General features: G+C 62.8%; 24 protein-coding genes and 1 tRNA gene. 17 read left to right on the top strand and 8 right to left on the bottom strand.

Going from position 1 to position 23,109, the window contains the following annotated elements:
• Window positions 1–27: 27 nt before the first annotated feature.
• The 3 genes from CTATCC11996_RS10500 to CTATCC11996_RS24985 all read right to left on the bottom strand — a co-directional run bounded on the left by CTATCC11996_RS10500 (window position 28) and on the right by CTATCC11996_RS24985 (window position 3,182).
• Window positions 28–1,425, bottom strand: coding sequence for an MFS transporter (locus CTATCC11996_RS10500; protein ID WP_003075865.1), 1,398 nt, complete (start codon window positions 1,423–1,425; stop codon window positions 28–30).
• A 161-nt stretch (window positions 1,426–1,586) separates the two neighbouring features.
• Window positions 1,587–2,279, bottom strand: coding sequence for a substrate-binding domain-containing protein (locus CTATCC11996_RS10495; protein WP_003075863.1), 693 nt, complete (start codon window positions 2,277–2,279; stop codon window positions 1,587–1,589).
• 393 nt (window positions 2,280–2,672) lie between these two features.
• A complete protein-coding gene (locus CTATCC11996_RS24985) occupies window positions 2,673–3,182 on the bottom strand; it encodes a hypothetical protein (protein ID WP_003075861.1) in 510 nt (169 codons plus the stop codon).
• Between the two features lie 290 nt (window positions 3,183–3,472).
• On the opposite strand from CTATCC11996_RS24985, the gene selD reads away from it, so the two are divergent.
• Window positions 3,473–4,549: a selenide, water dikinase SelD gene (gene selD / locus CTATCC11996_RS10485; RefSeq protein WP_003075858.1), complete on the top strand. Its 1,077-nt coding sequence runs from the start codon at window positions 3,473–3,475 to the stop codon at window positions 4,547–4,549.
• Between the two features lie 116 nt (window positions 4,550–4,665).
• Here the strand turns inward: selD and CTATCC11996_RS10480 are convergent, their stop codons facing one another.
• The 5 genes from CTATCC11996_RS10480 to CTATCC11996_RS10460 form a co-directional block, all read right to left on the bottom strand.
• The gene (locus CTATCC11996_RS10480; RefSeq protein WP_003067511.1) at window positions 4,666–5,133 is read right to left on the bottom strand and encodes an Lrp/AsnC family transcriptional regulator; all 468 of its coding nucleotides are present in this window, start codon (window positions 5,131–5,133) and stop codon (window positions 4,666–4,668) included.
• A 765-nt stretch (window positions 5,134–5,898) separates the two neighbouring features.
• Window positions 5,899–5,975, bottom strand: a tRNA-Gln gene (locus CTATCC11996_RS10475).
• A 123-nt stretch (window positions 5,976–6,098) separates the two neighbouring features.
• Window positions 6,099–6,419, bottom strand: a complete 321-nt coding sequence (locus CTATCC11996_RS10470) for a heavy metal-binding domain-containing protein (RefSeq protein WP_003075856.1) — start codon at window positions 6,417–6,419, stop codon at window positions 6,099–6,101.
• A gap of 315 nt (window positions 6,420–6,734) precedes the next feature.
• On the bottom strand, window positions 6,735–7,637 hold the full coding sequence (locus tag CTATCC11996_RS10465) for a LysR family transcriptional regulator (protein ID WP_003067507.1): 903 nt from the start codon (window positions 7,635–7,637) through the stop codon (window positions 6,735–6,737).
• A gap of 29 nt (window positions 7,638–7,666) precedes the next feature.
• Window positions 7,667–8,215 (bottom strand): MarR family winged helix-turn-helix transcriptional regulator, encoded by a 549-nt coding sequence (locus CTATCC11996_RS10460; protein WP_003075854.1) that lies wholly within the window; start codon window positions 8,213–8,215, stop codon window positions 7,667–7,669.
• Between the two features lie 271 nt (window positions 8,216–8,486).
• Between CTATCC11996_RS10460 and CTATCC11996_RS10455 the strand changes: the two genes are divergently transcribed.
• The 16 genes from CTATCC11996_RS10455 to amaB all read left to right on the top strand — a co-directional run bounded on the left by CTATCC11996_RS10455 (window position 8,487) and on the right by amaB (window position 23,064).
• Window positions 8,487–9,614 carry a cupin domain-containing protein gene (locus tag CTATCC11996_RS10455; protein ID WP_003075850.1) on the top strand — a complete coding sequence of 376 codons (1,128 nt, stop codon included), beginning with the start codon at window positions 8,487–8,489 and terminating at the stop codon, window positions 9,612–9,614.
• A gap of 150 nt (window positions 9,615–9,764) precedes the next feature.
• Entirely contained in the window at window positions 9,765–10,484 is a 720-nt protein-coding gene (locus CTATCC11996_RS10450; protein ID WP_003075848.1) for a fumarylacetoacetate hydrolase family protein, read from the top strand.
• A gap of 12 nt (window positions 10,485–10,496) precedes the next feature.
• Window positions 10,497–11,141 carry a maleylacetoacetate isomerase gene (gene maiA, locus CTATCC11996_RS10445; protein WP_003075846.1) on the top strand — a complete coding sequence of 215 codons (645 nt, stop codon included), beginning with the start codon at window positions 10,497–10,499 and terminating at the stop codon, window positions 11,139–11,141.
• Window positions 11,142–11,259: 118 nt separating this feature from the next.
• Window positions 11,260–12,252, top strand: a complete 993-nt coding sequence (locus CTATCC11996_RS10440) for a Bug family tripartite tricarboxylate transporter substrate binding protein (protein ID WP_034348794.1) — start codon at window positions 11,260–11,262, stop codon at window positions 12,250–12,252.
• A gap of 381 nt (window positions 12,253–12,633) precedes the next feature.
• Window positions 12,634–13,302, top strand: a complete 669-nt coding sequence (locus tag CTATCC11996_RS10435; protein WP_003075841.1) for a hypothetical protein — start codon at window positions 12,634–12,636, stop codon at window positions 13,300–13,302.
• A gap of 212 nt (window positions 13,303–13,514) precedes the next feature.
• Complete coding sequence (locus CTATCC11996_RS10430; RefSeq protein ID WP_003075837.1) at window positions 13,515–15,038, top strand: CoA-acylating methylmalonate-semialdehyde dehydrogenase; 1,524 nt, start codon at window positions 13,515–13,517, stop codon at window positions 15,036–15,038.
• A gap of 82 nt (window positions 15,039–15,120) precedes the next feature.
• A complete protein-coding gene (locus CTATCC11996_RS10425) occupies window positions 15,121–15,594 on the top strand; it encodes a lysozyme inhibitor LprI family protein (RefSeq protein ID WP_236597826.1) in 474 nt (157 codons plus the stop codon).
• A complete protein-coding gene (locus CTATCC11996_RS10420) occupies window positions 15,591–16,082 on the top strand; it encodes a lysozyme inhibitor LprI family protein (RefSeq protein ID WP_003075832.1) in 492 nt (163 codons plus the stop codon). Before CTATCC11996_RS10425 ends, CTATCC11996_RS10420 begins: the two co-directional genes overlap by 4 nt.
• Window positions 16,083–16,135: 53 nt before the next feature.
• Window positions 16,136–17,302 carry an acyl-CoA dehydrogenase family protein gene (locus CTATCC11996_RS10415; protein ID WP_003075830.1) on the top strand — a complete coding sequence of 389 codons (1,167 nt, stop codon included), beginning with the start codon at window positions 16,136–16,138 and terminating at the stop codon, window positions 17,300–17,302.
• 10 nt (window positions 17,303–17,312) lie between these two features.
• Window positions 17,313–17,885: an MOSC domain-containing protein gene (locus CTATCC11996_RS10410; protein WP_003075828.1), complete on the top strand. Its 573-nt coding sequence runs from the start codon at window positions 17,313–17,315 to the stop codon at window positions 17,883–17,885.
• Window positions 17,886–17,887: 2 nt separating this feature from the next.
• A complete protein-coding gene (locus CTATCC11996_RS10405) occupies window positions 17,888–18,412 on the top strand; it encodes a TfoX/Sxy family protein (protein ID WP_003075827.1) in 525 nt (174 codons plus the stop codon).
• 18 nt (window positions 18,413–18,430) lie between these two features.
• On the top strand, window positions 18,431–18,850 hold the full coding sequence (locus CTATCC11996_RS10400; protein WP_003075825.1) for a DUF488 domain-containing protein: 420 nt from the start codon (window positions 18,431–18,433) through the stop codon (window positions 18,848–18,850).
• 72 nt (window positions 18,851–18,922) lie between these two features.
• Window positions 18,923–19,819, top strand: coding sequence for a 3-hydroxyisobutyrate dehydrogenase (gene mmsB / locus CTATCC11996_RS10395; RefSeq protein ID WP_003075823.1), 897 nt, complete (start codon window positions 18,923–18,925; stop codon window positions 19,817–19,819).
• A 4-nt stretch (window positions 19,820–19,823) separates the two neighbouring features.
• Entirely contained in the window at window positions 19,824–20,156 is a 333-nt protein-coding gene (locus CTATCC11996_RS10390) for a cupin domain-containing protein (RefSeq protein ID WP_003075821.1), read from the top strand.
• A gap of 264 nt (window positions 20,157–20,420) precedes the next feature.
• Window positions 20,421–21,509, top strand: a complete 1,089-nt coding sequence (locus tag CTATCC11996_RS10385) for a saccharopine dehydrogenase family protein (protein WP_003075820.1) — start codon at window positions 20,421–20,423, stop codon at window positions 21,507–21,509.
• Between the two features lie 34 nt (window positions 21,510–21,543).
• Window positions 21,544–23,064 carry an L-piperidine-6-carboxylate dehydrogenase gene (amaB, locus tag CTATCC11996_RS10380; protein ID WP_003075818.1) on the top strand — a complete coding sequence of 507 codons (1,521 nt, stop codon included), beginning with the start codon at window positions 21,544–21,546 and terminating at the stop codon, window positions 23,062–23,064.
• Window positions 23,065–23,109: the final 45 nt, after the last annotated feature.

The following is a 23,109-nucleotide window of genomic DNA, read 5'->3' as shown; positions in this document are numbered from 1 at the left end:
TTCAAAATAATTTGTCTATCAAAAAGTTCAGTGCGCGCCGCCCAGGCCCAGCATGGAGGTGCGCGGTGCGCCTCCGGCATAGCGGTTCTTGACCAGCAGCGCCAGCGCAGCGATGACACCAGGAATGGCAACCACCATGAAGACCTGCGGCAGCTCCAGGTGACGGCGCGACAGCTCGGCCACGAGGAAGGAGCCTGCAATGCCGCCAAAGCGGCCGATGCCCAGCATCCAGGACACACCGCTGGCGCGGCATTCCGTGGGGTAGTACTCGGCAGCCAGGGCCTGCATGGACGACTGTGCCGCATTCATCAGCAAACCGGCAATGAAGACCGAAGCCACCAGCATGCCCACGCCGCCGCCCAGCACCTGGCCGATGAAGGCCACGCCCAGGCTGGTCAGGAAGTATCCCGTCGCGATGATCAGATTGGCATTCCAGCGGTCCATCAGCAGGCCGACAAAGATCGCGCCCACGCCGCCGAGCTGGAACAGTGCGGCAATCACGGCTGCCTGGCTGGAGGGCACGCCCGCTTCCTTGAACAGCACAGGCATCCAGTTGACCAGGCCGTAGACGATCACCAGGCCCATGAAATACGTCACCCACAGGGCCAGCGTGCCGACCAGATATTTCTGCGAGAACACCAGGCGCAGGCCCTGAGGACCCTGCTGTGCCTGGGCGGCAGCAGCGCTGCTGTCGTTCAAAACGAAGCGCGCAGCATTGCGCGTGCCGGCGGCGATGCGCACCATCACCTTGCGCACGCGGTCTGCCGGATAGTTCTTGAGCACCATGAAGCGCACCGACTCGGGCAGCATCACGATCATCAGCACGGCCAGGATCAGGGGCACCACGCCACCCACGATCAGCAGGCTGCGCCAGCCGAAATGCGGAATCATCCAGGCGGCGATAAAGCCGCCAAAGGCCGAGCCGATGGGGAAGCCGCAGAACATGCAGTTGGTGATGAAGGAACGCTTGCTGTCAGGGCAGTATTCGTTCATCAGCGTGATGGCGTTGGGCATGGCAGCGCCAAGACCCAGGCCGGTGATGAAGCGCCAGATGGTCAGAGCCTGCAGGTCGTGCACCAGGCCGGAAGCAATCGATGCACCGCCCATCACCACCGCCGCGATGATCAGCACGGTCTTGCGGCCCACGCGGTCTGCCAGCGGACCCGCGCCCAGAGCGCCGAACGCCAGGCCGAACAGGGCCGCGCTCAGCACCGGCCCCAGATGGGACTTGTCGATGCCCCATTCGCCAAGCAGCGAAGGTGCGATGAAGCCGATGGCGGCGGTATCAAAACCGTCGAGCAGAACGATCAAAAAGCAGAGGAAGAAGATCCCCCACTGAAAGCGTGAAAACGGGCTCTCGTTGAGCACGGTCTGCACATTGACGACCGTCGGGTCGGTGTTCTGTTTGCTAGTTTGCGAAGTCATATTTGGTATCTCAGTTGCCTCTCTTTGTCGCCTCTATCTCCTGTCTCGCGGCTGGCGCCAAAGCCTCAAAGGCATCTGGTACGTCCGTCACGAAAGGGCTATGACTGCCCTTTTGCTGGATGGGGTGTCAGTGCCAGGCCCCCGCCTGGACACGAATCAATTCAAGCGGGCTCCATGCCCTGGCGGCGCTTGGCCGCTTCGGCTTCAGGCGAAGCCATGAAGGCCAGCAGACGCTGCACGGCATCCGCATGGGCCGAGCCCGTCACAACGCCGGCCGAAAACACGGTGTCGATGGCAATCGCGGCAGGCAGGCCGCCCACGATGCGAATGCCTTCAACATGGATCAGCTCGCTCAGTTGCTGAAAGCCCAGCGCCACTTCGCCCGAAGCAATCATGGAGCCCACGGGAACGCCGGGCCGGGCCTGCACGATGCGAGACTTGATCTCGTCGGCAATGCCCCAGCGCTCGAACAGCTTTTGCAGCGCCACACCACTGGGGCCGGTGGAGTAACCAATGCTGGGCGCTGCCAGCACGGCAGCGCGCACAGCCTCTTCCGAGCCGATATCGGGCTGGGCCGCAGCGGCAGGCACGGCCACGGCGGTGCTGGAGAGCACCAGATCCACCTTGCTGCCCTCAACCACTCGGCCGGCGGCCTGCAGCTTGTCGATGGCGTTGGAGGCCAGGAAGACCACATCAAAGGCTTCCTCACCGGACTGCACGCGCTGCGCAGCATCCACACCACCCACGGATTCGATCTGCACTGGCTCGCCGCCTTGGGCCTGCCAGGCTGCGACCAGATCTGCAAGGACCTGACGGGTTGCCATGGAAGAAATGCCTTTGAGTGCTGCGCTCATGCCGGAAGACTCCTGAAGTGGATGCCATGGCTGCCCCGCAATCCCGAATGCCGCGTCCCGGCCTTTGAGGCCTTTCGAGCCACTCCCGTCGCGTTGCGGCCAAGCCGCACCGCCAGGACAGGACGCTCGACAAGGTGGGCTTGCATCAGGGCAACCATCTAGTCAAAACGAATGGGACTATTGTCGGTAGCCCTGCGCCCTCCCACTAGGCAAGCCCTCCGCTAGCAGCTATGCCAAAAAGGCATAGCAAAGCACCCACTCATAACACGTATAAATACCTACAAACAAAGCATGTAGTCAACAAAAAGAAAAGGCTGATTGCTATTTTTTTAATAGCATTCAGCCTTCGTTGCTGTGCATAAGCAACAGTGGATTTAGTGGTTAACCCCTAATTCAGTCGTCATGGCGTCCATGCCCACGCCCATTCCCATGACCATGGCCGCGCCCCCGGTCATCGCGATCATGCCTGTCCCAGTCGCGTCGATCGCGGCGATCGTCTCTATCCCAGCCCCTATGGTCCCGGCGGTCGTCATGCCAGTCGCGTCGCTCGTAATGGTGGGGCGGCGGCGGGGCGGCACGCCAATGAGGTGGCGGATTGCGCAGGAAATAGACCGGCTGACCGCAGGCATGGTAGCGGCCGCAGTAGCGGCGCCAGTTGCGCGAATGGCCGGGCGGCACCCACATATAGATGGGCTGCACCTGCGGCACTACCGGGCCGCCCCACATCGGCTGGGCATACAGCAGTTGCGGCGGTGCATTACCGATATTGACCTGACCGTAAACCCCAGGTGCCAGCTGCCCTGAGATGGAGCCGCTGATATAGGCCTGTGCCTGGGCGGCACCCGCTGCGCAAACCAGCGCCAAGGCTGCCAGGCTGCGGGTGAGTGAAGTGCGATTGGACATATGTCTCCATGCTCGATATAGATCACCGTGGGCCGGCGAGATCGCGCTTCAACCCGGAAACGCTTCAGTCCTTAACGCGCCAGAGCTGCTTTCGGCTGACCAGAATCGACAGCAAAGCTGGATCACCACAATCCAGACCAGCCATCGCCAGATCACACACCGCAGCCCGTGCTTGTTTATCGAGGCCGATAATGGATTCCTGCCAAGCAGGATTTCAAAACACCTGCGCTCTAGCCCTAACTAGGGATGAACAGTGCAGCACTGCGGTGACTGCAAGTTAACCTACAGCCATGAACTCCACCACATCCACCAGTACTTCCTCCCCCATAACCCCGCGCCTGACCTCTCTGTCCCACGGCGGCGGCTGTGGCTGCAAGATCGCACCCGGCGTGCTGTCGGAGTTGCTGGCCAAAAGCAATCTGCCCAAGCAGTTTTTCCCCGACCTGCTGGTAGGCACAGAAACTGCAGACGACGCGGCCGTCTACAGGATCAATGACGAGCAGGCCATTGTGGCGACGACGGACTTTTTCATGCCCATCGTCGACGACCCCTATGACTTTGGCCGCATTGCCGCCACCAACGCGCTGTCCGATATCTACGCCATGGGTGGCACGCCGCTGATGGCGCTGGCCATTGTAGGCATGCCCATCAATGTGCTGCCGCACGATGTGATTGCCAAGATTCTGGAGGGCGGCGAATCGGTCTGCCGCGATGCAGGCATTCCACTGGCGGGCGGCCACTCGATCGATTCGGTCGAGCCCATTTACGGCCTGGTCGGCATCGGCATCGTCAACCCCAAGCAGATGAAGCGCAATGCCGATGCCAGGGACGGCGATGTGCTGATTCTGGGCAAGCCGCTGGGAGTGGGCATTCTCTCGGCGGCGCTCAAGAAGAATCTGCTCGATGATGCAGGTTATCGCGCCATGGTGGATGCAACCACCAAGCTCAACCGCCCCGGCGCCGAGCTTGCCAAGCTCGAGGGCGTGCACGCGCTGACCGACGTGACCGGTTTTGGCCTGCTGGGCCACGGCCTGGAACTGGCCCGTGGTGCCCAGCTCAGTGCACGCATTGAAAGCGCCAAGCTGCCCGTGCTGCCCGGCGTTCAGGCGCTTGCAGAGCAAGGCATTTTCACGGGCGCATCGGGGCGCAACTGGGCATCCTATGGTGAGCACATCCAGTTGGCATCAACCGTGACAGACGCTCAGAAAGCACTGTTGACCGACCCTCAGACCTCTGGCGGCCTGCTTGTTTCCTGTGCGGCGGATGCTGTCCAGCAAGTACTCAAGGTCTTTGCCGACAGCGGATTTGGCGACGCTGCAGTGATTGGCCGCATGCAGACAGGCGCGCCCAAGGTCTTTGTGGACTGAGCGCGTCGGGCCGTCGAGAAGGAGCGCAGCCCTGCTCTCCTTCCAAAACAGAATGCAGAACGCCCGGCGCAAACCGGGCGTTTTGCATGTGAGCGTCAGATGGTGGTTCGGGGTGTCTAAGCCTCGCCCACGACCTCGGCCGTGGTGCGGCGGTCGATCTTGCGGCTCAGCACCACCGAGGTATAGGTCTGCTGAATGCCGTCGATCAGGCCGATACGATCAAGCAGCGCATCCAGTTTCTCATTGCTCTCGCAGCGCACAAACACCATGTAGTCGTACTGCCCGCTGACGGCCGACACCTCTTCCACCTCGGTGAAGCGGTTAAGCGCCTGCATCACCGAAGTTGCCGTCTTGGGCTGAACACGGATACCGCAGTAGGCACGCACGGCAGATTGCTCCATGCGCGAGCCAAGGCGAACGCCATAGCCGGCGATCACGCCTTCCTGCTCCAGCTTGGCGATGCGAGCGACCACCGTGGTCCGAGCCAGATTCATCTGCCGAGCCAAATGCGCGGTCGAGGCTCGCGCGTTGGTCTGCAGCAGGCGCAGCAGCTGGCGGTCCGTTTCATCCAGTCGATATTCCATACCTTGTCTATCCAAATCTTGCCGTGCACTTACGCAAACGCTGCGTTAAACACAAACCCCAAGAACTCTCTGCCACCACCTGCAGCCATGCATTGCGCCGAGCGACTGCTGTTGCTGCTCGCCCTCGCCCGAATGTGGAGCAAACCTCAGCTACACCCAACAGTCAATCATTGTGTCAGCTAACCCAGCCTGGTAGTGCGCTTGTCTTTTCAGATGGCAAATCTGTATACATTTGTTTCAATCAGGCAAGATATTCAACATATCTGCACTTGCCTGCGCTTGTGACCATGGCAAGGGCGCACTGCAGTACTCCAGGGTGACTCCGGCCAAAACCAGATCTCTGCTGTGGGCGAGCGGTCAAGCTCATTCACAAGGACCCAAGTGCGCTCACCGAGTAACAGCGACACAAAAGAGCGAGGAGTCTAATGGTTGTTTTCCCGCGCCCATTGATGCCGCCGACGATACGGCGAAAACACTCGGTAAGTTTGGCTGGTTTGTCGCAAATATCTGTGAAAGGCAAGTACTTACCCTTATGCATCATTCGACCTGGTGCGTCGCTTTCGGTAACGCCTGAACCCACCAGAGTGCAAACAGCCTCCCAATTCCGACAACTGCGCCTTGTGCCGTCCAGCAAGGCTGGCTGCGCGATAGCGCTACCTGAATGCCCCGATCGCGCATGACTGAAAGCGTTGGGCTCGCTTGCATGCCTCCCAAGCACGCAAACAAAAAACCCTGCTCATTGCAATGAGCAGGGTTTTGGTTTTTTGGCAGGGGAGGAAGGATTCGAACCTTCGCATGCTGGAATCAAAATCCAGTGCCTTAACCAGCTTGGCGACTCCCCTACGATGGAACGAATTCTACAACGACTTTTCGCTATAAATTTCGAAGTAGCCCAAAAATGTGCAATTGCACATGGAACAGGTCTGCCGCCTTCCTGGCGTCAAGCCAACTCGGGCTCTGGCTGCCTATTCCACGACGACGGCCGTGCCGCTGGCCGAGACCATGAGCATGCCGTTGCCCTGGCCCAGCACCTCGAAATCGAGGTCCACACCGACCACTGCATTGGCTCCTGCCTCGGCAGCGCGCTGCTCCAGTTCCTTGAGGGCAATTTCACGCGCTCTTTGCAGCTCGCGCTCGTAGGTTCCAGAACGCCCGCCCACAATGTCACGGATACCGGCAAAGAAGTCCTTGAACACATTGGCACCCAGAATGGCCTCACCCGCCACCACACCGCAATAACGGGTGATGCGCTTGCCTTCGACGGAGGGAGTGGTTGTGACGATCATGCTTTGCTTTCTTAAAAATCGGCGCAAGGAGACAGGCAGCCATACGCTTTGGTCATCGCGCTGCGCGCGGCCGATACCCGTCGGGCCTGGACTGGCCGCAGGCTCCGAGTCCTCCGGACGGAGCAGTATATGCATGCAATCTGCACTGCTATCAAGCTATCAAGGCGGTGGCGGCTGCGTCCATCGGCGCTCAGCGCTTTTCTTGACTAGCGCCCAACTTGGTCTGGCAGCGCAGATCAGCCTCCCTGCAGCGCATGGATGCAGGGTCAAATCAGAAGTCGGACCGCCCCATACAGAGCAGGACGCCATCAAAAATCATGCATCCGGCAACAGCAGCTTCTGCATGCCTTGCACGGCATCGCGCAGAAAGCTCCAGGTCGTGGCAATGCGCGGAATCTGGCGCGACTCCACCGGCATGCTCATCCAGAAGGTGCGCGTAAAGCACGCCTGCTCGGGCAGCACGCGACTCAGTATCGGATCCTTGTCGGCCACAAATGCCGGCAGCACGGCCAGACCGGCGCCGGCACGCACGGCCTCGTATTGCGCGGTGATGCTGGTGCTGCGCAGCGCAAAACGCTCAGGCCGGTGCAAGGTATCCAGCAACTGCAGCTCGCGAGTGAACAGCAGATCGTCCACATAGTGCACAAAGCTGTGATGGCGCAGATCCTCGGTTCTTGCCACCAATGGCTTTCGCGCCAGATATTCACGCTGACCGTACAGATAGAGCCGGTAGTCGGTCAGCTTGGTGACAACAACCGAGCCGCGTTTGGGCCGCTCCAGCGAGATGACGATATCGGCCTCGCGGCTGGACAGATGGAGCATGCGCGGCAGCGCCAGCAGATCCACGCTGAGTAGCGGATAGCGCAGCGTGAGCCTGGCGAGCTCGGAGGCCAGCATCTGCGTGCCAAAGCCTTCGGTTGCCCCCACCCGCACCAGCCCGGCCAGCCCCTCGGCGGTCGCTGCATGCGCCAGGGGGCCTCGCTCCAGCCCGTCCACCGCGCTTTGCATGGTGTTGGTCACTTCCTGCAACTGGCGCCCGGCCTCGGTCAGCCGCCACTGCCCGCCTTCGCGTGCGAACAGTACGGCACCTAGCTGCTTTTCCAGCGCCTGAATGCGCCGCGACACCGTGGTGTGCTCGACCCCCATGCGCCGTGCAGCCGCCGCCATGCTGCCGCTGCGCGCCAGCTCACCAAAAAAACGCAGATGGTCCCAGTCCAATGTCTTTCCTTGCGGTCGCGGTTCGTGGTTCAGTCGTTCACGCTGCCCTGCACCTTGCCCGTGAGGCCCTTGACCGCCTTGACGGCAGCACTGCGCTTGCGCTCGGCACTGCGCTGGGCCACCGCACTCGGGGCTCGCGCGAACTCGTCGTTCTCATGGATCAGCAGCGACAGCATTTCCATGAACTGTGCCCGTTTGTCGTCGGCAAGAGGCTCCAGCATGCGGCGCTGGGCGCGCAGCACCGAAGGCTCGGCAGCGACCAGCAGATCGCGCCCCTCTTCGGTCAGGCTCAGCAAACGCACGCGTCGGTCCGCAGGGCTGGCGTTGCGAGCCATCAGGCCGCGTGCTTCCAGTCGGTCGATCACGCTGCCGATGGTGGAAGTGTCAAAACCGATATTGCGTGCCAGCGTGCGCTGGTCGATGCCCGGCTGGCGCAGCACGGCCGACAGGGCCGCGTACTGCACGGGCGTCACGCCAAATTCCTCGGTTTCTTCCATGAACACGGCCACGGCGATCTGCTGCAGCCTGCGGATGTGATAGCCGGGATAGTTTTCTAGTTCTGCGGGTTGGTATTGCATGTCTTGAGGGCCGACGCCGGGCCCGCCCTGCCGCGCGGCAGTTGAAGGGCCATGACTGAAAGACCCCGATATTCGCACGACTGCCGCCCCGATTCGCGCTAAGCCTGCTACCGGGTTTAACCCAATCATCGCTGACACAGATCAACATTATGCTAATCATCAGTGTGCTGTTTATTTGATTCACAGCCCCTCCTGGCCCATCTCAAGGCCGTCAGAACCAGACGCAAGGCAGCAACGCACTGCCAAGCTAATACCAAGGAAAGAGACAACCATGAGCCTTGCGCAAGCCCAGCCTTCACCGGTCAAGCTCACGGCCCGCGACGCCCCCGGCCAACCCGAACCCACAGCAGCACTTGCGCAGCTGTACCGGGGTTTCGAGCAGGAAATGCTGGTGCCGCTGTGGACGGAAATCGGCGGCCTGATGCCTGCCCATCCCAAAAGCCAGGCCGCCGCGCATCTGTGGCGCTGGGACAATCTGCTCAAACTCGCAGATGAAGCCGGCCGCATCGTCCCCGTGGGCCGGGGCGGCGAGCGCCGCGCGATTGCCCTGGCCAATCCGGCGCTGGGTGGGCGCCCGTTTGCCACGCCCACGCTATGGGCTGCCATCCAGTACCTGATGCCCGGCGAAGATGCGCCCGAGCACCGTCACACCCAGCATGCCTTCCGCTTTGTGGTCGAAGGCGAAGGCGTTTGGACCGTGGTCAACGGCGACTCGATCCGCATGTCGCGCGGCGATTTTCTGCCTCAGGGCGGCTGGAACTGGCACGCCCACCACAATGCGGCCAGCCAGCCCATGGCCTGGATAGACGGGCTGGATATTCCGTTTGCCTACTACACCGAATCCCAGTTCTTCGAACATGGCCGCCTGCATCTGGATCCTCAGGAGCGTGCCACGCCCGAGTTCTCGCGCTCCGAGCGCCTCTGGGCTCACCCCGGATTGCGCCCTGTCGCTCATCTGCAGGACAGCCCGAGCACGCCTTTGCTGGCCTACCGCTGGGTGGACACCGACCGCGCGCTGACCGAGCAACTGGCGCTGGAAGCCGAAGGCTGCGCCGCCACGGTCAGCCCCGGCCATGCCGCCGTGCGCTACACCAATCCCTGCAATGGCCGCGATGTGCTGCCCACCATTCGCTGCGAAATGCACCGCGTGACCCGCGGCGCCAGCACCCTGCCTAAGCGCGAAGTGGGCTCTGCCGTCTTCCAGGTCTTCGACGGCCAGGGCACGGTGACCGTAGGCGAGCGCCAGTGGCAGGTGCGGCGCGGCGACATGTTTGTCGTGCCTTCCTGGCAGCTGTTCAGCGCGCAATGCGATGCCGACCAACCGCAGCTGGATCTGTTCCGCTTTGCCGACACGCCGATTTTCGAGGCCGTCCACGCGTACAGGGTGGAGACCCCCTGAGCCGCTTCGCGTCTTCTCCCTCAAGGGGAACGACAGCCTTTGCTGCGGGGCGGAGGCACCGCCCAGGCCCTTGCTGGCTGTCTCACACATAGAACGCGTCTTTTCAAGCACCCAGTCACCCTAGTCACCGATACCCATCAGAAATCACATATGACCCAAGCCAACTACAACGACAACTATCTCTGGGCCCCGCCCTCCGTGAAATCTCTGCCCGTGCGCGGCAGCGAGCAACGCCTGCCCGTCAATCGCCTGTTCTTCGTGGGCCGCAACTACCACGCCCATGCGCTGGAGATGGGCCGCCCCGTGGACAAAAGCACAGAGCGCCCCTTCTATTTCACCAAGGCCCCGCAGACGCTGACCGAATCGGGTGCCACCGTGACCTACCCCCCCGAAACCAGCAACTACCACTTCGAGATGGAGCTGGTCGTGGCCATCGGCAAACCGGGCTTTCGCATTCCTGCCAGCCAGGCCCATGAACATATCTACGGCTATGCCTGCGGCCTCGACATGACGCGCCGCGACCTGCAACTGGTGGCACGCGACAAGGGCCGCCCTTGGGATCTGGGCAAGGATGTGGAGCAGTCCTCCGTCGCCAGCTACATCGTGCCCATGGCCGGCCAGGTGATCGAGTCCGGCCTCATCGAGCTGAGCGTCAACGGTCAGGTCAAACAGCAGTCCGATGTGAACAAGCTGATCTGGAACATCCGCGAAATCATTGCCGACCTGTCCCTGTTCTATCACCTGCAACCCGGTGATCTGATCTACACAGGCACACCCGAGGGCGTGGGTGCCGTGCTGCCCGGCGACCGGATCACAGGCCGCGTGGAAGGCGTTGGCGACATTGCCCTGTGTGTGGGCCAACCCGAGTAAGGCGCGCAGACCATGAAGCTCTATAGTTTTTTTCGCAGCGGCACCTCACACCGTCTGCGCATCGCCCTCAATCTCAAGGGCCTCACGCCCGACTATCTCCCTGTCGATCTGCGCGTGGACGAGCAGGCCGAGGCGCCATTCAAGCGCATCAACCCGCAAGGCCTGGTGCCCGCGCTGACGCTGGACAGCGGAGAGACGCTGATCCAGTCGCCGGCCATCATCGAATGGCTGGAAGAGCGCTACCCCACGCCTGCACTGCTGCCGGCCGACCCCGAGGCCCGCGCCCATGTGCGCGCCATGGCGGCCATCGTGGGCTGTGATGTGCACCCCATCAACAACCGCCGCATCCTGCAAACCCTGCGCCAGCAGTTCGGCGCCGACGAGGCCGCCATCAACGCCTGGTGCGCCACCTGGATCACGGCCGGCTTCGACGCCATTGAAGCCTTGCTGGCACAGGACGACACACGCGGGCACTTCTGCTTTGGCCATGCACCAAGCCTTGCCGATGTCTATCTGATTCCGCAGGTCGAGAGCGCACGCCGCTTTGGCGTGGATCTGGCCCGCTGGCCGCTGATCGGCGCCGTTGATGCAGCATGCAGCGCCCTGCCCGCCTTTGCCCAGGCAGCACCTCTGGCCCAGCCCGACGCTCCGCAATAGACCCTTCCCGTGCGGCCGCGCCCAGACGCGGCTGCCCACCAACGCTCTGCAGTCCCTAAAAAATATCCACCGGAGACAAACTGTGAAATACGAGCAAAATCAGCACCAAAGCCAATACATACCCAAGAGAACAGCTATTAAAACAATAGTTTCCGCAGCCGCGCTGCTGGTCGCAGCCAGCCAGGCGCTGGCCCAGGGTGATGCCTCCAGCTATCCCAACCGTCCCGTGACCGTGGTCACGGCCTTTGCCGTGGGCAGCGGCCCCGATGCCGTGCTGCGCATCGTGGGCGAAAAGCTGGCCCAGCGCTGGAGGCAGGGCGTGACCGTGGACAACCGCCCCGGTGGCGGCGGATTTGTCGCCATCGAGTACGCGCGCCGTGCCAAGCCCGACGGCTATACCCTGCTGCAGCTGGACAGCGAACATATCTCGGCCCTGCCCTATCTCTACAAGAACAAGAACTTCAACACGCTGAGCCACTTCGATCCCGTTGCGCCACTGTTCCTGACTCCTTTCTTTGTCGCCGTACCCACGAACTCGCCCTGGAAGAACATGGGCGATCTGATCAAGTCCGCCAAGGCCGAACCCGGCAAGATCAGCTACGGCTCCTGGGGCGTGGGCAGCCCCGGCCACCTGGGCGGAGAATGGCTGGACTATCTGACCGGCAGCAAGATGACACATGTGCCTTACCGCGAGGTCAGCCAGCTGTTCACCTCGGTCGCCAATGGCGACCCGACCTGGAGCTTTGCCAGCCTGCCCTCCAGCCAGGGCATCTACAAAAGCGGCAAGATCCGCTATCTGGCCGTGGCCGCACCCAAGCGCATTGCGCAAATGCCCGACGTGCCGACGGTCGCCGAAGCCGGCGGCCCTGCCGAGCTGGATGTGAACTCCTTTGTCTCCCTGCTCAGCCCCAAGGGCGTGGACGCCGCCGTGCGCGACAAGATCCGCAGCGATGTGGTGGCCGTGCTGCAGGACCCGCAGGTCAAAGAGAAGTTCTCTACCTTCGCCTTCCAGCCCATGAGCTTCACCGTGCCCGAGATGCAGCAATTCGCCAAAAAGAAGTCCGAGCAATACAAGCTGCTGATTGAAAAAGCACAGATCAGCCTGGATTGAGAGCCGCCTTCGGCCATCAAAAAGATCACGGCACAGGCATGCGCCTGCAGCCGTCAAAGCCCCGTCAGCACAGGCTGCCCGGGGCTTTTTTCATTGGCGCGACGCCCCTCTGCGATCCAGATCAAGAGGCGTTGCACGAAGACAGCGGAGCTGCCAAGGCGTGCAAAAACGACCGTGACCCGGGGTTACACTTATTGCGAGGCGTTTCTGCGGATTTCCATCCCACCTCTAGAACGCCCGCATGCCATGAGCCCCCGCTGATAAGCGTCAGGGCTATGCGGCAGCTTCCCGCCCAAGCCGCAGCGCCGTCTGTCTGCCAGGGCTCCTTGCTGTTTTCACGTGACTCCACGTGATTCAGCCCCTTCAAATCGTTATAAAAAGATGAACAATTCCATCAAGACTGCCATCGCTTTTCTGCTGCTTCCGCTGGCCGCAGCTTCGCAGGCAGCCGAGCCCCCTTCGCCCATTGCTGCTGCCGAGCTATACATCCGCACTCTGGTCAATCACGACGAGCAAGCCATCAGCCAGCTCAATGACTACCTGCGCCCGGACCGCCTGCGCTCGGGCCGCAGCGCGGACTACGCCAACGCCGCCGAACTCAAGCAAGCCGACAAGGACTTCCCGCGTGAAGTCACCGACGTGGCCCTGCCTCTGTTCCCCGAGGCGCAGCGCAACGCCCTGCGTGCGCCCGTGGAAAGCCTGATGAGCACGGTGCAAAAGGCGCGTCAGCAATCGCAGTGCAAGACTGTATCGGCCACCAAGCCCAAGCTCGACAAGCATGGCGTGCTCAATACCGAGGTGAAGTTCACCTGCCAGCTGGTCAAGACCCCCGAGACCTGGGCCGAGGGCATTCAACGCATGGTGCGCAACAAGCTCAGCCTGGACCAGGTACAGGGCGAACTCAAGAAGCTGCAAGCTGCATACTCAGCCCCCGCCAGCTACAACTACGAGGGCGTACTTTCCCTGGGCATGGTGCCCAAGGACAAGGACAAGGCCTGGCGCAATGACTTCGCGAGCGAAGCCTTTGACGAGATGTTCAGCGAGCTCTGAGAGCACCTGAGAACGGCAAAAGGGCCCGAGTGGGCCCTTTTGCATTTTGCCGCCGCAGGTACTGCAGCCATGCGTGCACGACAAGCTCCAAGGCACTGGCAGACATAGCATCCACTTGTGCACATTTGCACACCCTATGTGCAGTGTTTGCTATTGCTACGGCAAATCCGCACACATACCATGAGGAACGAATTCACCAACGGAGACACCTCATGAACGCACCGACTTCCGCCAAGGTTCTGGCGCCCACGGTCAAGCTGCTCATCAACGGGCAGATGGTCGAATCCAAAACCACCCAGTGGCGCGATGTGGTCAACCCTGCGACGCAGGAAGTGCTGGCGCGCGTTCCGTTCGCCACGCCCGACGAGGTCAACGCCGCTGTGGCCAATGCCAAGCAGGCGTTCAAGACCTGGAAAAAGACGCCCATCGGCGCGCGCGCCCGCATCTTTCTGAAGCTGCAGCAGCTCATCCGCGAGAACATGAAGGAACTGGCCGCCCTGCTGACGGCCGAACAGGGCAAGACCCTGCCCGACGCCGAAGGCGATGTCTTCCGCGGCCTGGAAGTCGTGGAGCACGCGGCCAGCATCGGCAATCTGCAGCTGGGCGAGCTGGCCAACAATGTGGCCAACGGTGTCGATACCTATACGCTGAACCAGCCGCTGGGCGTGTGTGCAGGCATCACGCCCTTCAACTTCCCGGCCATGATTCCGCTGTGGATGTTCCCCATGGCGATCGCCACAGGCAATACCTTCATCCTCAAGCCTTCCGAGCAGGACCCCATCGTCACCATGCGTCTGGCCGAGCTGGCACTGGAAGCCGGCGTGCCCCCTGGCGTGCTCAACGTCATCCACGGCGGCGAGGACGTGGTCAACGCCATCTGCGACCACCCCGATATCAAGGCCATCAGCTTTGTGGGCTCGACCAAGGTCGGCACCCATGTCTACAACCGCGCCAGCCTCAACGGCAAGCGCGTTCAATGCATGATGGGCGCCAAGAACCACGCCATCGTCATGCCCGACGCCAACAAGGAGCAGTCACTCAACGCCCTGCTGGGCGCGGCCTTCGGTGCGGCCGGCCAGCGCTGCATGGCGGTCTCCGTGGCCGTTCTGGTGGGAGAGGCCCGCAACTGGATTCCCGACCTGGTGGCCAAGTCCAAGACCCTCAAGGTCAATGGCGGCACCGAGCCCGGCACCGATGTCGGTCCGCTCGTGAGCTGCGCGGCCCTATCGCGTGTCGAGGGCCTGATCGAGCGCGGTCTGGCCGACGGCGCCACGCTGGAGCTCGATGGCCGCAAACCCGAGGTGGCCGGCTATGCCAAGGGCAATTTTGTCGGCCCCACCATCTTCAGCGGCGTCAAGCCCGGCATGAGCATCTACGAGCAGGAAGTCTTCGGCCCCGTGCTGTGCCTGGTCGCAGCCGAGGACATCGATCAGGCCATCGAGTTCATCAACGCCAACCCCAATGGCAACGGCACGGCCATCTTCACCCAATCGGGTGCGGCCGCGCGCAAGTTCCAGGAAGAGATCGATGTGGGTCAGGTCGGCATCAATGTGCCCATCCCCGTGCCCGTGCCGCTGTTCTCGTTCACGGGCAGCCGTGCCTCCAAGCTGGGTGACCTGGGGCCCTACGGCAAGCAGGTGGTCATGTTCTACACCCAGACCAAGACCATCACGGCACGCTGGTTCGACGACAGCACCACCAGCCACGGCGTGAACACCACCATCAGCCTCAAGTAAACCGGCCATGAAACCCGACAGTGCAGCCCTGCCTCTTGTCAGGCCCGGGCTGCGCTGTGCGGCTTTGCCGATGATGGCAGGCATGTACGTTCAAGAATTGTCACGCTCCTTCCCCCTGCGCCCAGCCGCAAACACATTTCACAGCCCTGCACGGCGGCTGGCCCGTCTGTGCGCCCTGGCGGCCGGCAGCCTGCTGATTGCCCATCTGCCTGTGGCCTCGGCCCAGGACAACGAACCAGCCCCGTTGCACTGCCCCTCAGATCAGCCACTGTCTCTTGCCTGCCTTGAGCAACAGGCCCAGATCCTGGAACGGGGCATGCAGGTGCTCTACCTGTACCTGCAGCGCCAGTTGCCGCAAGCCAGCGCCCAGGCCCTGCAAACCGAGCAGGACGACTGGACACGGCAGCGCGACCGGCGCTGCCAGCCCAATGGCTATGTCCATGAAGCCGAAGACATGGCCGCCTGCCGCATCGGCATGGCCCTGAGCCGGGTCAAGGACTTCAAGAACAACTGGTCTCCGCTGGCGAAACAGGCTCAAGGTGCAAAACAGCCATGAACAGGCTCACCTCACACCGATTGCGCCTGCAGGCCACCACGGACTGCGATGATGCGGGCATGACGATCCGCATTCAGAAAATCAGGCAACCGCGGCCTGCGACCATCGACACCAAATCGCTTGCAGCTCTTCTGATTGCAGCAAGCTTGAGCCAGCACGCCCTGGCCCAGGCCGGAGCCGACTGCGTGCCCGGCGGCACCACGGCCCAGACCAATGCCTGCGCCATCAAGGACTTCCAGCAAGCCGACACCGACCACCAGATTCTCTATGGCGATGTGATGCGTGCGCTATCGGCCCATGAGCGCCCCGCCCTGCGCAAGGAGCAAGGCGAATGGAGCCGCCATCGCATCACCCAGTGCAAGCAGGCCACGAAGGCCTTTGAAGCGCAGCCCGACTGGCCCAGCCGCTACCACGGCTGTCTGGTGCAGCAGATCACGGCCCGCGATGCGGTGCTCAAGCGCTGGCTGCACCAGGGGCCGCCGGACTGAGCGGCAAAGCCGTCGGGGGCCAGAAGACGAATAGAACAAAAAGGAGACATGAAATGGACTTTGAACTCAGCGAAGATCAACGCGCTTTTGCCGATACCGCCCGTGCTTTTGCGCAGGCCGAGCTGGCGCCGCATGCGGCCGAGTGGGACCGCGAGCACATCTTCCCGCGCGAGGCGATTGCCAAGGCCGGCGAGCTGGGCTTCTGCGGTCTCTACGCTCCAGAGAGCATCGGCGGCCTGGCCCTGCCACGACTTGATGCAACGCTGGTATTCGAAGAAATGGCGGCCGTCGATCCATCGACCACGGCCTTCATCACCATCCACAATATGGCGACCTGGATGCTGGGCACCTGGGCCACCGATGCCGTGCGCACCGAATGGGGCGAGCAGCTCACCAGCGGCAGCAAGCTGGCCAGCTACTGCCTGACCGAGCCCGGCGCAGGCTCGGACGCTGCCTCACTCAAGACCCGGGCCGAGCTGGTCGGCAACGAGTACATCGTCAACGGCAGCAAGGCCTTCATCAGCGGCGCGGGCAGCACCGATGTGCTGGTGCTGATGGCAAGAACCGGCGATGCCGGCTCCGGGGCTTCCGGTATCTCGGCCTTTGCCGTGCCTGCCGATGCGGCCGGCGTGAGCTATGGCAAAAAGGAAGAGAAGATGGGCTGGAACAGCCAGCCCACACGCGTCATCAGCTTCGACAATGTGCGCATTCCCGCGCACAACCTGCTGGGCCGCGAAGGCGAAGGCTTCAAGATCGCCATGAAGGGCCTGGACGGCGGGCGCATCAATATCGCCACCTGCTCGGTGGGCGCGGCCCAGGGGGCACTGACCCAGGCACAAAGCTATATGCAGGAGCGCAAGCAGTTCGGCAAGGCCATTGCGAGCTTCCAGGCCCTGCAGTTCAAGCTCGCCGACATGGCAACCGAGCTGGTCGCAGCACGCCAGATGGTGCGCCTGGCTGCGTCCAAGCTGGATGCCGGCGCGCGCGACGCATCGACCTACTGCGCCATGGCCAAGCGTTTTGCCACCGATGCCGGCTTCATGGTCTGCAACGAGGCCCTGCAGCTGCATGGCGGCTATGGCTATATCCGCGAATACCCGCTGGAGCGCCTGATGCGCGACGCCCGCGTGCACCAGATTCTGGAAGGCACGAACGAAATCATGCGCGTCATCATTGCCAGGCGCATGCTGGAGGGCGATGCTCCTGAAGTGATTCGTTAAGACGACCTACATGCCTGAAACACTGACCACCACCGTCCAGGCCGTCCACCAGGACAGCAATCACCGCTTCAGCAAACAAGCAGTGCCCACTATCGCGCTGCAATCGGGCTTGGGCGTGGTGGGGGACGCGCATTACGGCGCCAAGGTTCAGCACCGTTCCCGCGTCAAAGCCAATCCCGATCAGCCGAACCTGCGCCAAGTGCACCTGATCAGCGCCAACCTGTTTGCGCACTTGGCTACGCTCGGCTTCCAAGTGCAAGCAGGGCAGTTGGGCGAGAACATCACGCTCACCGATACGGCTGGCCTCGATTGGTACGCCCTGATCAGCCTGCCCGTAGACACCCAGCTAAATTTTGCCCAAGGGCCGGTTTTGCAATTGACTGGTCTGCGCAATCCTTGCGTACAAATTGACAACTATCAAAAAGGCCTGCTTGCCGCCATGCTGGACAAAACCGCCGACGGCCAGTGGGTACGCAAAACCGGCGTCATGGCCGTGGTGCTGCAAGGCGGCACTGTGCAAGCGGGCGATAGCGTGAACGTGCAATTACCGGCAGCGCCGCATAGACCTATGGAGCGCGTGTAAACATGCCCCGCCGCCCTCTCGCCCCCGAAACCCTGCAGCTGATTGACGCAGTGCGCGAAGCGCTGGCCGAGAACGTCGTTGGCGTTGATGTGCAGGAGAAAACCATGTTCGGCTGCCATGTGTTCATGGTCGACGGCAAGATGTGCCTGGGCGTGGAGAACGACGAGTTGCTGGTGCGCCTGCCCCCCGCCAGCCATGCGCAGATTGCAGAGATGCCGGGCGTGCGCCCACTGTCCTCGCGCGGACTGATGGACGGCTACTTTCTCGTCGGCCCCACGGCCTACGCCAGGCGTGAACAGTGGCAGCACTGGATCAGCGAAGCCCTGGCCTTCAATCCGCTGGCAAAGGCCACGCCAAAACGCAAGACCGGCAACAAGGTCAGCAGCAAGACCGATGGCAAGAAGCCGGGCGATGGACAAAGCCCTGCCGGTCAAGGCACCGGCAGCGGGCGCAGGCGCACCAGGGCTGCCCCGAAACCGGCTGATGCCGACGCCCCTCGCAAGCACCCTATTTTCGACAGCGAATAAGCACAAAGGACTGACCTCATGGCCATACGCATAGTCCAGCTAGGCAGCGAACGCGCCCCCGACGAGGGCCTGCGCATAGGTACGGTGCGCAGACCGCCGCGAGGCGTGCCCAAGGCCGAGTTCGCAAGCCGCAACTACTACGACTGCTGGTATCCCGAGCTCTCGCCCGAGCAGGAGCTGATGCAGCAGGCCCTGGAGGCCATCAAGCTGCGCACGGCCGGCCAGGAGACACAGGCCGACAAGCTCTGGAAGCAGTTTGAAAAGCAGTTCCGCAAGCAACTGGCCGAGCCCGCCGCCGATCGCACCCTGGGACTGCTCGCAGCCTTGTCGCACAGCTCCGCCTTTTCTCTGGGTTGCTACTGCGACGACGAGGCGCATTGCCACCGCAGCATCTTGCGCAGCCTGCTCGCTGACAAGGGTGCCATTTTCAAGAATTAAGCGAAAAGCCAATCAATCGCTTACGGATAAAGCGCCAGACGCTATCAATTCAACAACAGCAAGGAGACAGACATGCAAATCGCTTTCATCGGTCTGGGCAATATGGGTGCCCCCATGGCCGTCAATCTGGCAAAGGCCGGCCACAGTGTCAAAGCCTTCGACCTGAGTCAGGAGGCCATCGCCAAGGTCGTGTCCGCCGGCGCACAGGCGGCCTCCAGTGCCCAGGAAGCCGTGCAAGGCGCCGAAGCCGTCATCACCATGCTGCCCGCCAGCCAGCATGTGGAGAGCCTGTTCCTGGGCCGCGACGGTGCGGCCGGTCTGCTCGCGCACATCGCCAAGGGCACGCTGGTCATCGACAGCTCCACCATCGCCGCGGCCACCAGCCAGAAGGTGGCCAAGGCGGCCCAGGCAGCGGGCATCGACTTCATCGACGCCCCGGTTTCGGGCGGCACCGGCGGTGCAATTGCCGGCACGCTGACCTTCATGGTGGGCGGCAGCGACGCGCAGTTGGCACGCGCCCAGCCATTGCTCGAAAAAATGGGGGCCAATATCTTCCACGCGGGCGGCGTCGGCGCGGGTCAGACGGCCAAGATCTGCAACAACATGCTGCTGGGCATTCTGATGGTGGGCACCAGCGAAGCAATCGCCCTGGGCGTGGCCAACGGCCTGGACCCCAAGGTGCTGTCCGAAATCATGCGCCGCAGCTCGGGCGGCAACTGGGCCCTGGAAAAATACAACCCCTTCCCCGGCGTGCATGAGAACGCACCGGCCAGCAAGGGCTATGCAGGCGGCTTTGGCACGGACCTGATGCTCAAGGATCTGGGCCTGGCGCAGGACAACGCCACAGCCAACCGCGCCAGCACGCCGCTGGGCGGCATGGCGCGCTCCATCTATGCCGCGCACAGCCTGGCCGGTCACGGCAGCGAAGACTTTTCCAGCGTCATCAAGATGCTGCAGAAAAAGGCCTGAAGCCATGGCTCTGCCCCACGCCCAACCCGGGGTTCCCGTCGAAGTGCAGCCCTACGGCACCTCGCTGGGCAACCAGAAGACCGCTGCACTGTTCAAGTCCGACACCCTGGAAGTGATCCGCCTGGTGTTGATGGCAGGCAAGCGCCTGCCTGCGCATCAGGTGCAGGGCGAACTGACGATTCAATGTCTGGAGGGGCAGCTCGCCGTCATCCAGGGCGCAAGCCGCCAGACATTGAGCGCGGGGCAGTTGCTGTTTCTGCCCGCCCAAACCATGCATGAGGTCGAGGCCGAGCACGACTCCTCGGCCCTGATCACCATCGTGCTGCACAGCCACTAAGCACCAGACCCGGTCGCCGGCCAGCTGACCCCGCTCTGCTGCAGCGGGTATCACAGCTGGCCTCCGGGCTTGAGGCCTGTCAGCTCTGACTCCAGCAAGCGCTGACAGCCATTCTTTCTGAAGCGGACGGCTCCTGCTGAAGACTCCTTGTCTGCCCACGCAAATCGACTCCTGCTGACGCTTGCCACGGTGGTGCAAATCGCCGCCCTGTGTTAAGATGGCCCCAGAGGAAGTGATCGCTGCGTTGCTCTCAAGGAGTTCTCCATGATGAAGCTGACTGGACAGAACATTCTCATCCTCGGCGCCGGCAAGATCGGCTCAACGATCGCCGACATGGTTGCCGAGCTGCATGAAGCCACCGTCACGCTGGCCGATATGCAGCCCCCGCCCGGCAGCGACCCGCAGATCCGCCCCCTGCAGCTGGACATAGACGACGATGCGGAGCTGACCCGCGCACTGCAGCAGCACTCTGTCGTCATCAATGCCCTGCCTTTCTTCTGTGCCGAGCGCGTGGCCCGGGCTGCGGCGCTGCAGGGCGTGCACTACTTCGACCTGACCGAGGATGTAGCTGCCATGCGTGCCATACAGGACATGGCATTGCAGGCGCGCTCGGTGCTGATGCCGCAATGCGGACTGGCACCGGGCCTGATCGGCATGCTGGGCGGACATCTGGCCCAGCAGTTCGACGAGCTGTTCGACCTGCAGCTGCGCGTGGGCGCGCTCACGCGTCATGCGACGAATGCGCTGCGCTACCACTTCACCTGGAGCGTGGACGGCGTCATCAACGAGTACTGCAAGCCCTGCAACACCATCGTCAACGGCCAGCCCATGCTGGTGCCCCCGCTGGAGGGGGTCGAACAGCTGATTCTGGACGGCGAGAACTTCGAGGCCTTCAATACCTCGGGTGGTCTGGGTACGCTGTGCGAGACGCTGCAGGGCCGCGTGCGCAACCTCAACTACAAGACCATACGCCACCCCGGCCATCGCGACGCCATGCATTTGCTGCTGCACGGCCTGCGCCTGATAGAGCGCCGCGATCTGCTGCGCCAGGTGCTCGAAGGCGCGGTGCCCCACAGCCGTGAAGACATGGTGGTGATTGCCGCCATGGCCAGCGGCATGCGCGCGGGCCGGCTCGAGCAGCTGATGCGCGGCACCCGCATCTTCGGTGCGCCGCTGCGCGGCAGACAGCGCACGGCCATAGAGCTGACGACCTCTGCAGGCATGCTGGCCGCCGTGGAGCTGTTCGCCACGGGCCAGTTGCCGCAGCAGGGCTTTGTGCGCCAGGAGCAATGCACGCTGGCCGCACTCTCGAACACCCGCGTGGCCTCCTACTTCGACGGCCTGCTCGGCTGATGCCTGTATCTCACACCCATCAGGAGGGAATGCCATGACTGCCATCTCCGCTGCCGACTTCCAGACCGTGCTGAGCCGCTGCGGCATAGCGCTGCAGGCCCTTGAAGGCAAGGACATCACTGTGCACTCGCCCATCGACGGCACGGAACTGGCCAGCCTGGCCGCCCTGCCCGGTGCCCAGGTGCCGCCAGTCATCGACCATGCGGTGCAGGCTTTCAAGCAGTGGCGCCTGGTGCCCGCCCCAGTGCGCGGCGAGCTGGTGCGGCTCTGGGGCGAGGAGCTGCGCAGCGCCAAGGCCGATATAGGCCATGTGATTTCCTGCGAGGTCGGCAAGATAGCTCAGGAAGGCCTGGGCGAGGTGCAGGAAGGCGTGGACATCTGCGAGTTTGCGCTGGGCCTGTCGCGCCAGCTGCATGGCAAGACCATTGTTTCCGAGCGCCCCGGCCACCGCATCATGGAGCAATACCACCCGCTGGGGCCGGTGGCCGTCATCACGGCCTTCAACTTTCCCAGCGCCGTCTTCGCGTGGAACGCGGCGGTTGCCCTGGTCTGCGGCAACCCGGTGATCTTCAAGCCTTCCGACAAGGCGCCGCTATCGGGCCTGGCCACCTTCAAGGCGCTGGAGCGGGCCATTGCCCGGTTTGGCGACCGGGCTCCGGCAGGTCTGGCGCAGATCGTGCTGGGCGGCGCAGCTGTCGCCGAGGCCCTGGTGGACAGCCCCCGGATTGCGCTGGTATCGGCCACGGGGTCGAGCCGCATGGGCCGCACCGTGGGCCCCAAGGTGGCGGCGCGTTTTGGCAAGCGCATTCTGGAGCTGGGCGGAAACAACGCCATGGTGGTCACGCCGGCTGCCGATCTGGATCTGGCTGTGCGCGCCATTGTCTTCAGCGCCGTGGGCACAGCCGGCCAGCGCTGCACCTCGCTGAGACGCCTGATCGTGCACCGCGATGTCAAACAGCCGCTGCTGGACAGGCTGCTGCCGGCCTACCGCAGCCTGCGCATCGGCAACCCGCTGCAGCCGGATACCCTGGTCGGCCCCCTGATCAACCAGGCATCTTTCGAGGCACTGCAGCACTCGCTGAGTCAGGCGCTTAAAGACGGCGGTCATTTGCTGACGGGCGGCCAGCGCCAGCTGGAGCAGCAGTTCCCCCAGGGCTTCTATGTGGCTCCGGCCATTGTGGACATGCCGGCCCAGACCAGCATCGTGCGGCACGAGACCTTTGCCCCGCTGCTCTATGTGCTGAGCTACGACGAGCTGGAGCAGGCCATTGCGCTTAACAACGATGTGCCTCAGGGCCTGTCCTCATGCATCTTCTCCAACGATCTGCGCGAAGTGGAGCTGTTCTTGAGCGCGGCCGGCTCGGACTGCGGTATGGCCAATGTCAATATCGGGCCCAGCGGTGCCGAGATCGGCGGCGCCTTTGGCGGCGAAAAGGAGACCGGTGGCGACCGCGAAAGCGGCTCGGACGCCTGGAAGCAGTACATGCGCCGCACGACCAACACCATCAACTATTCGCGCGAGCTGCCGCTGGCCCAGGGCATCCAATTCGGGTGAACCACAGATACCGCAGCCCGTGACTGCCAGCGAGGCCATGCAACG

The sequence above is a fragment of the Comamonas testosteroni ATCC 11996 genome (genome assembly GCF_000241525.1).
GTDB classification, from domain to species: Bacteria; Pseudomonadota; Gammaproteobacteria; order Burkholderiales; family Burkholderiaceae_C; genus Comamonas; species Comamonas testosteroni.
The sequence above is the reverse complement of the archived record's forward strand: the minus strand, read 5'-3'. Positions and strand labels throughout refer to the sequence as shown.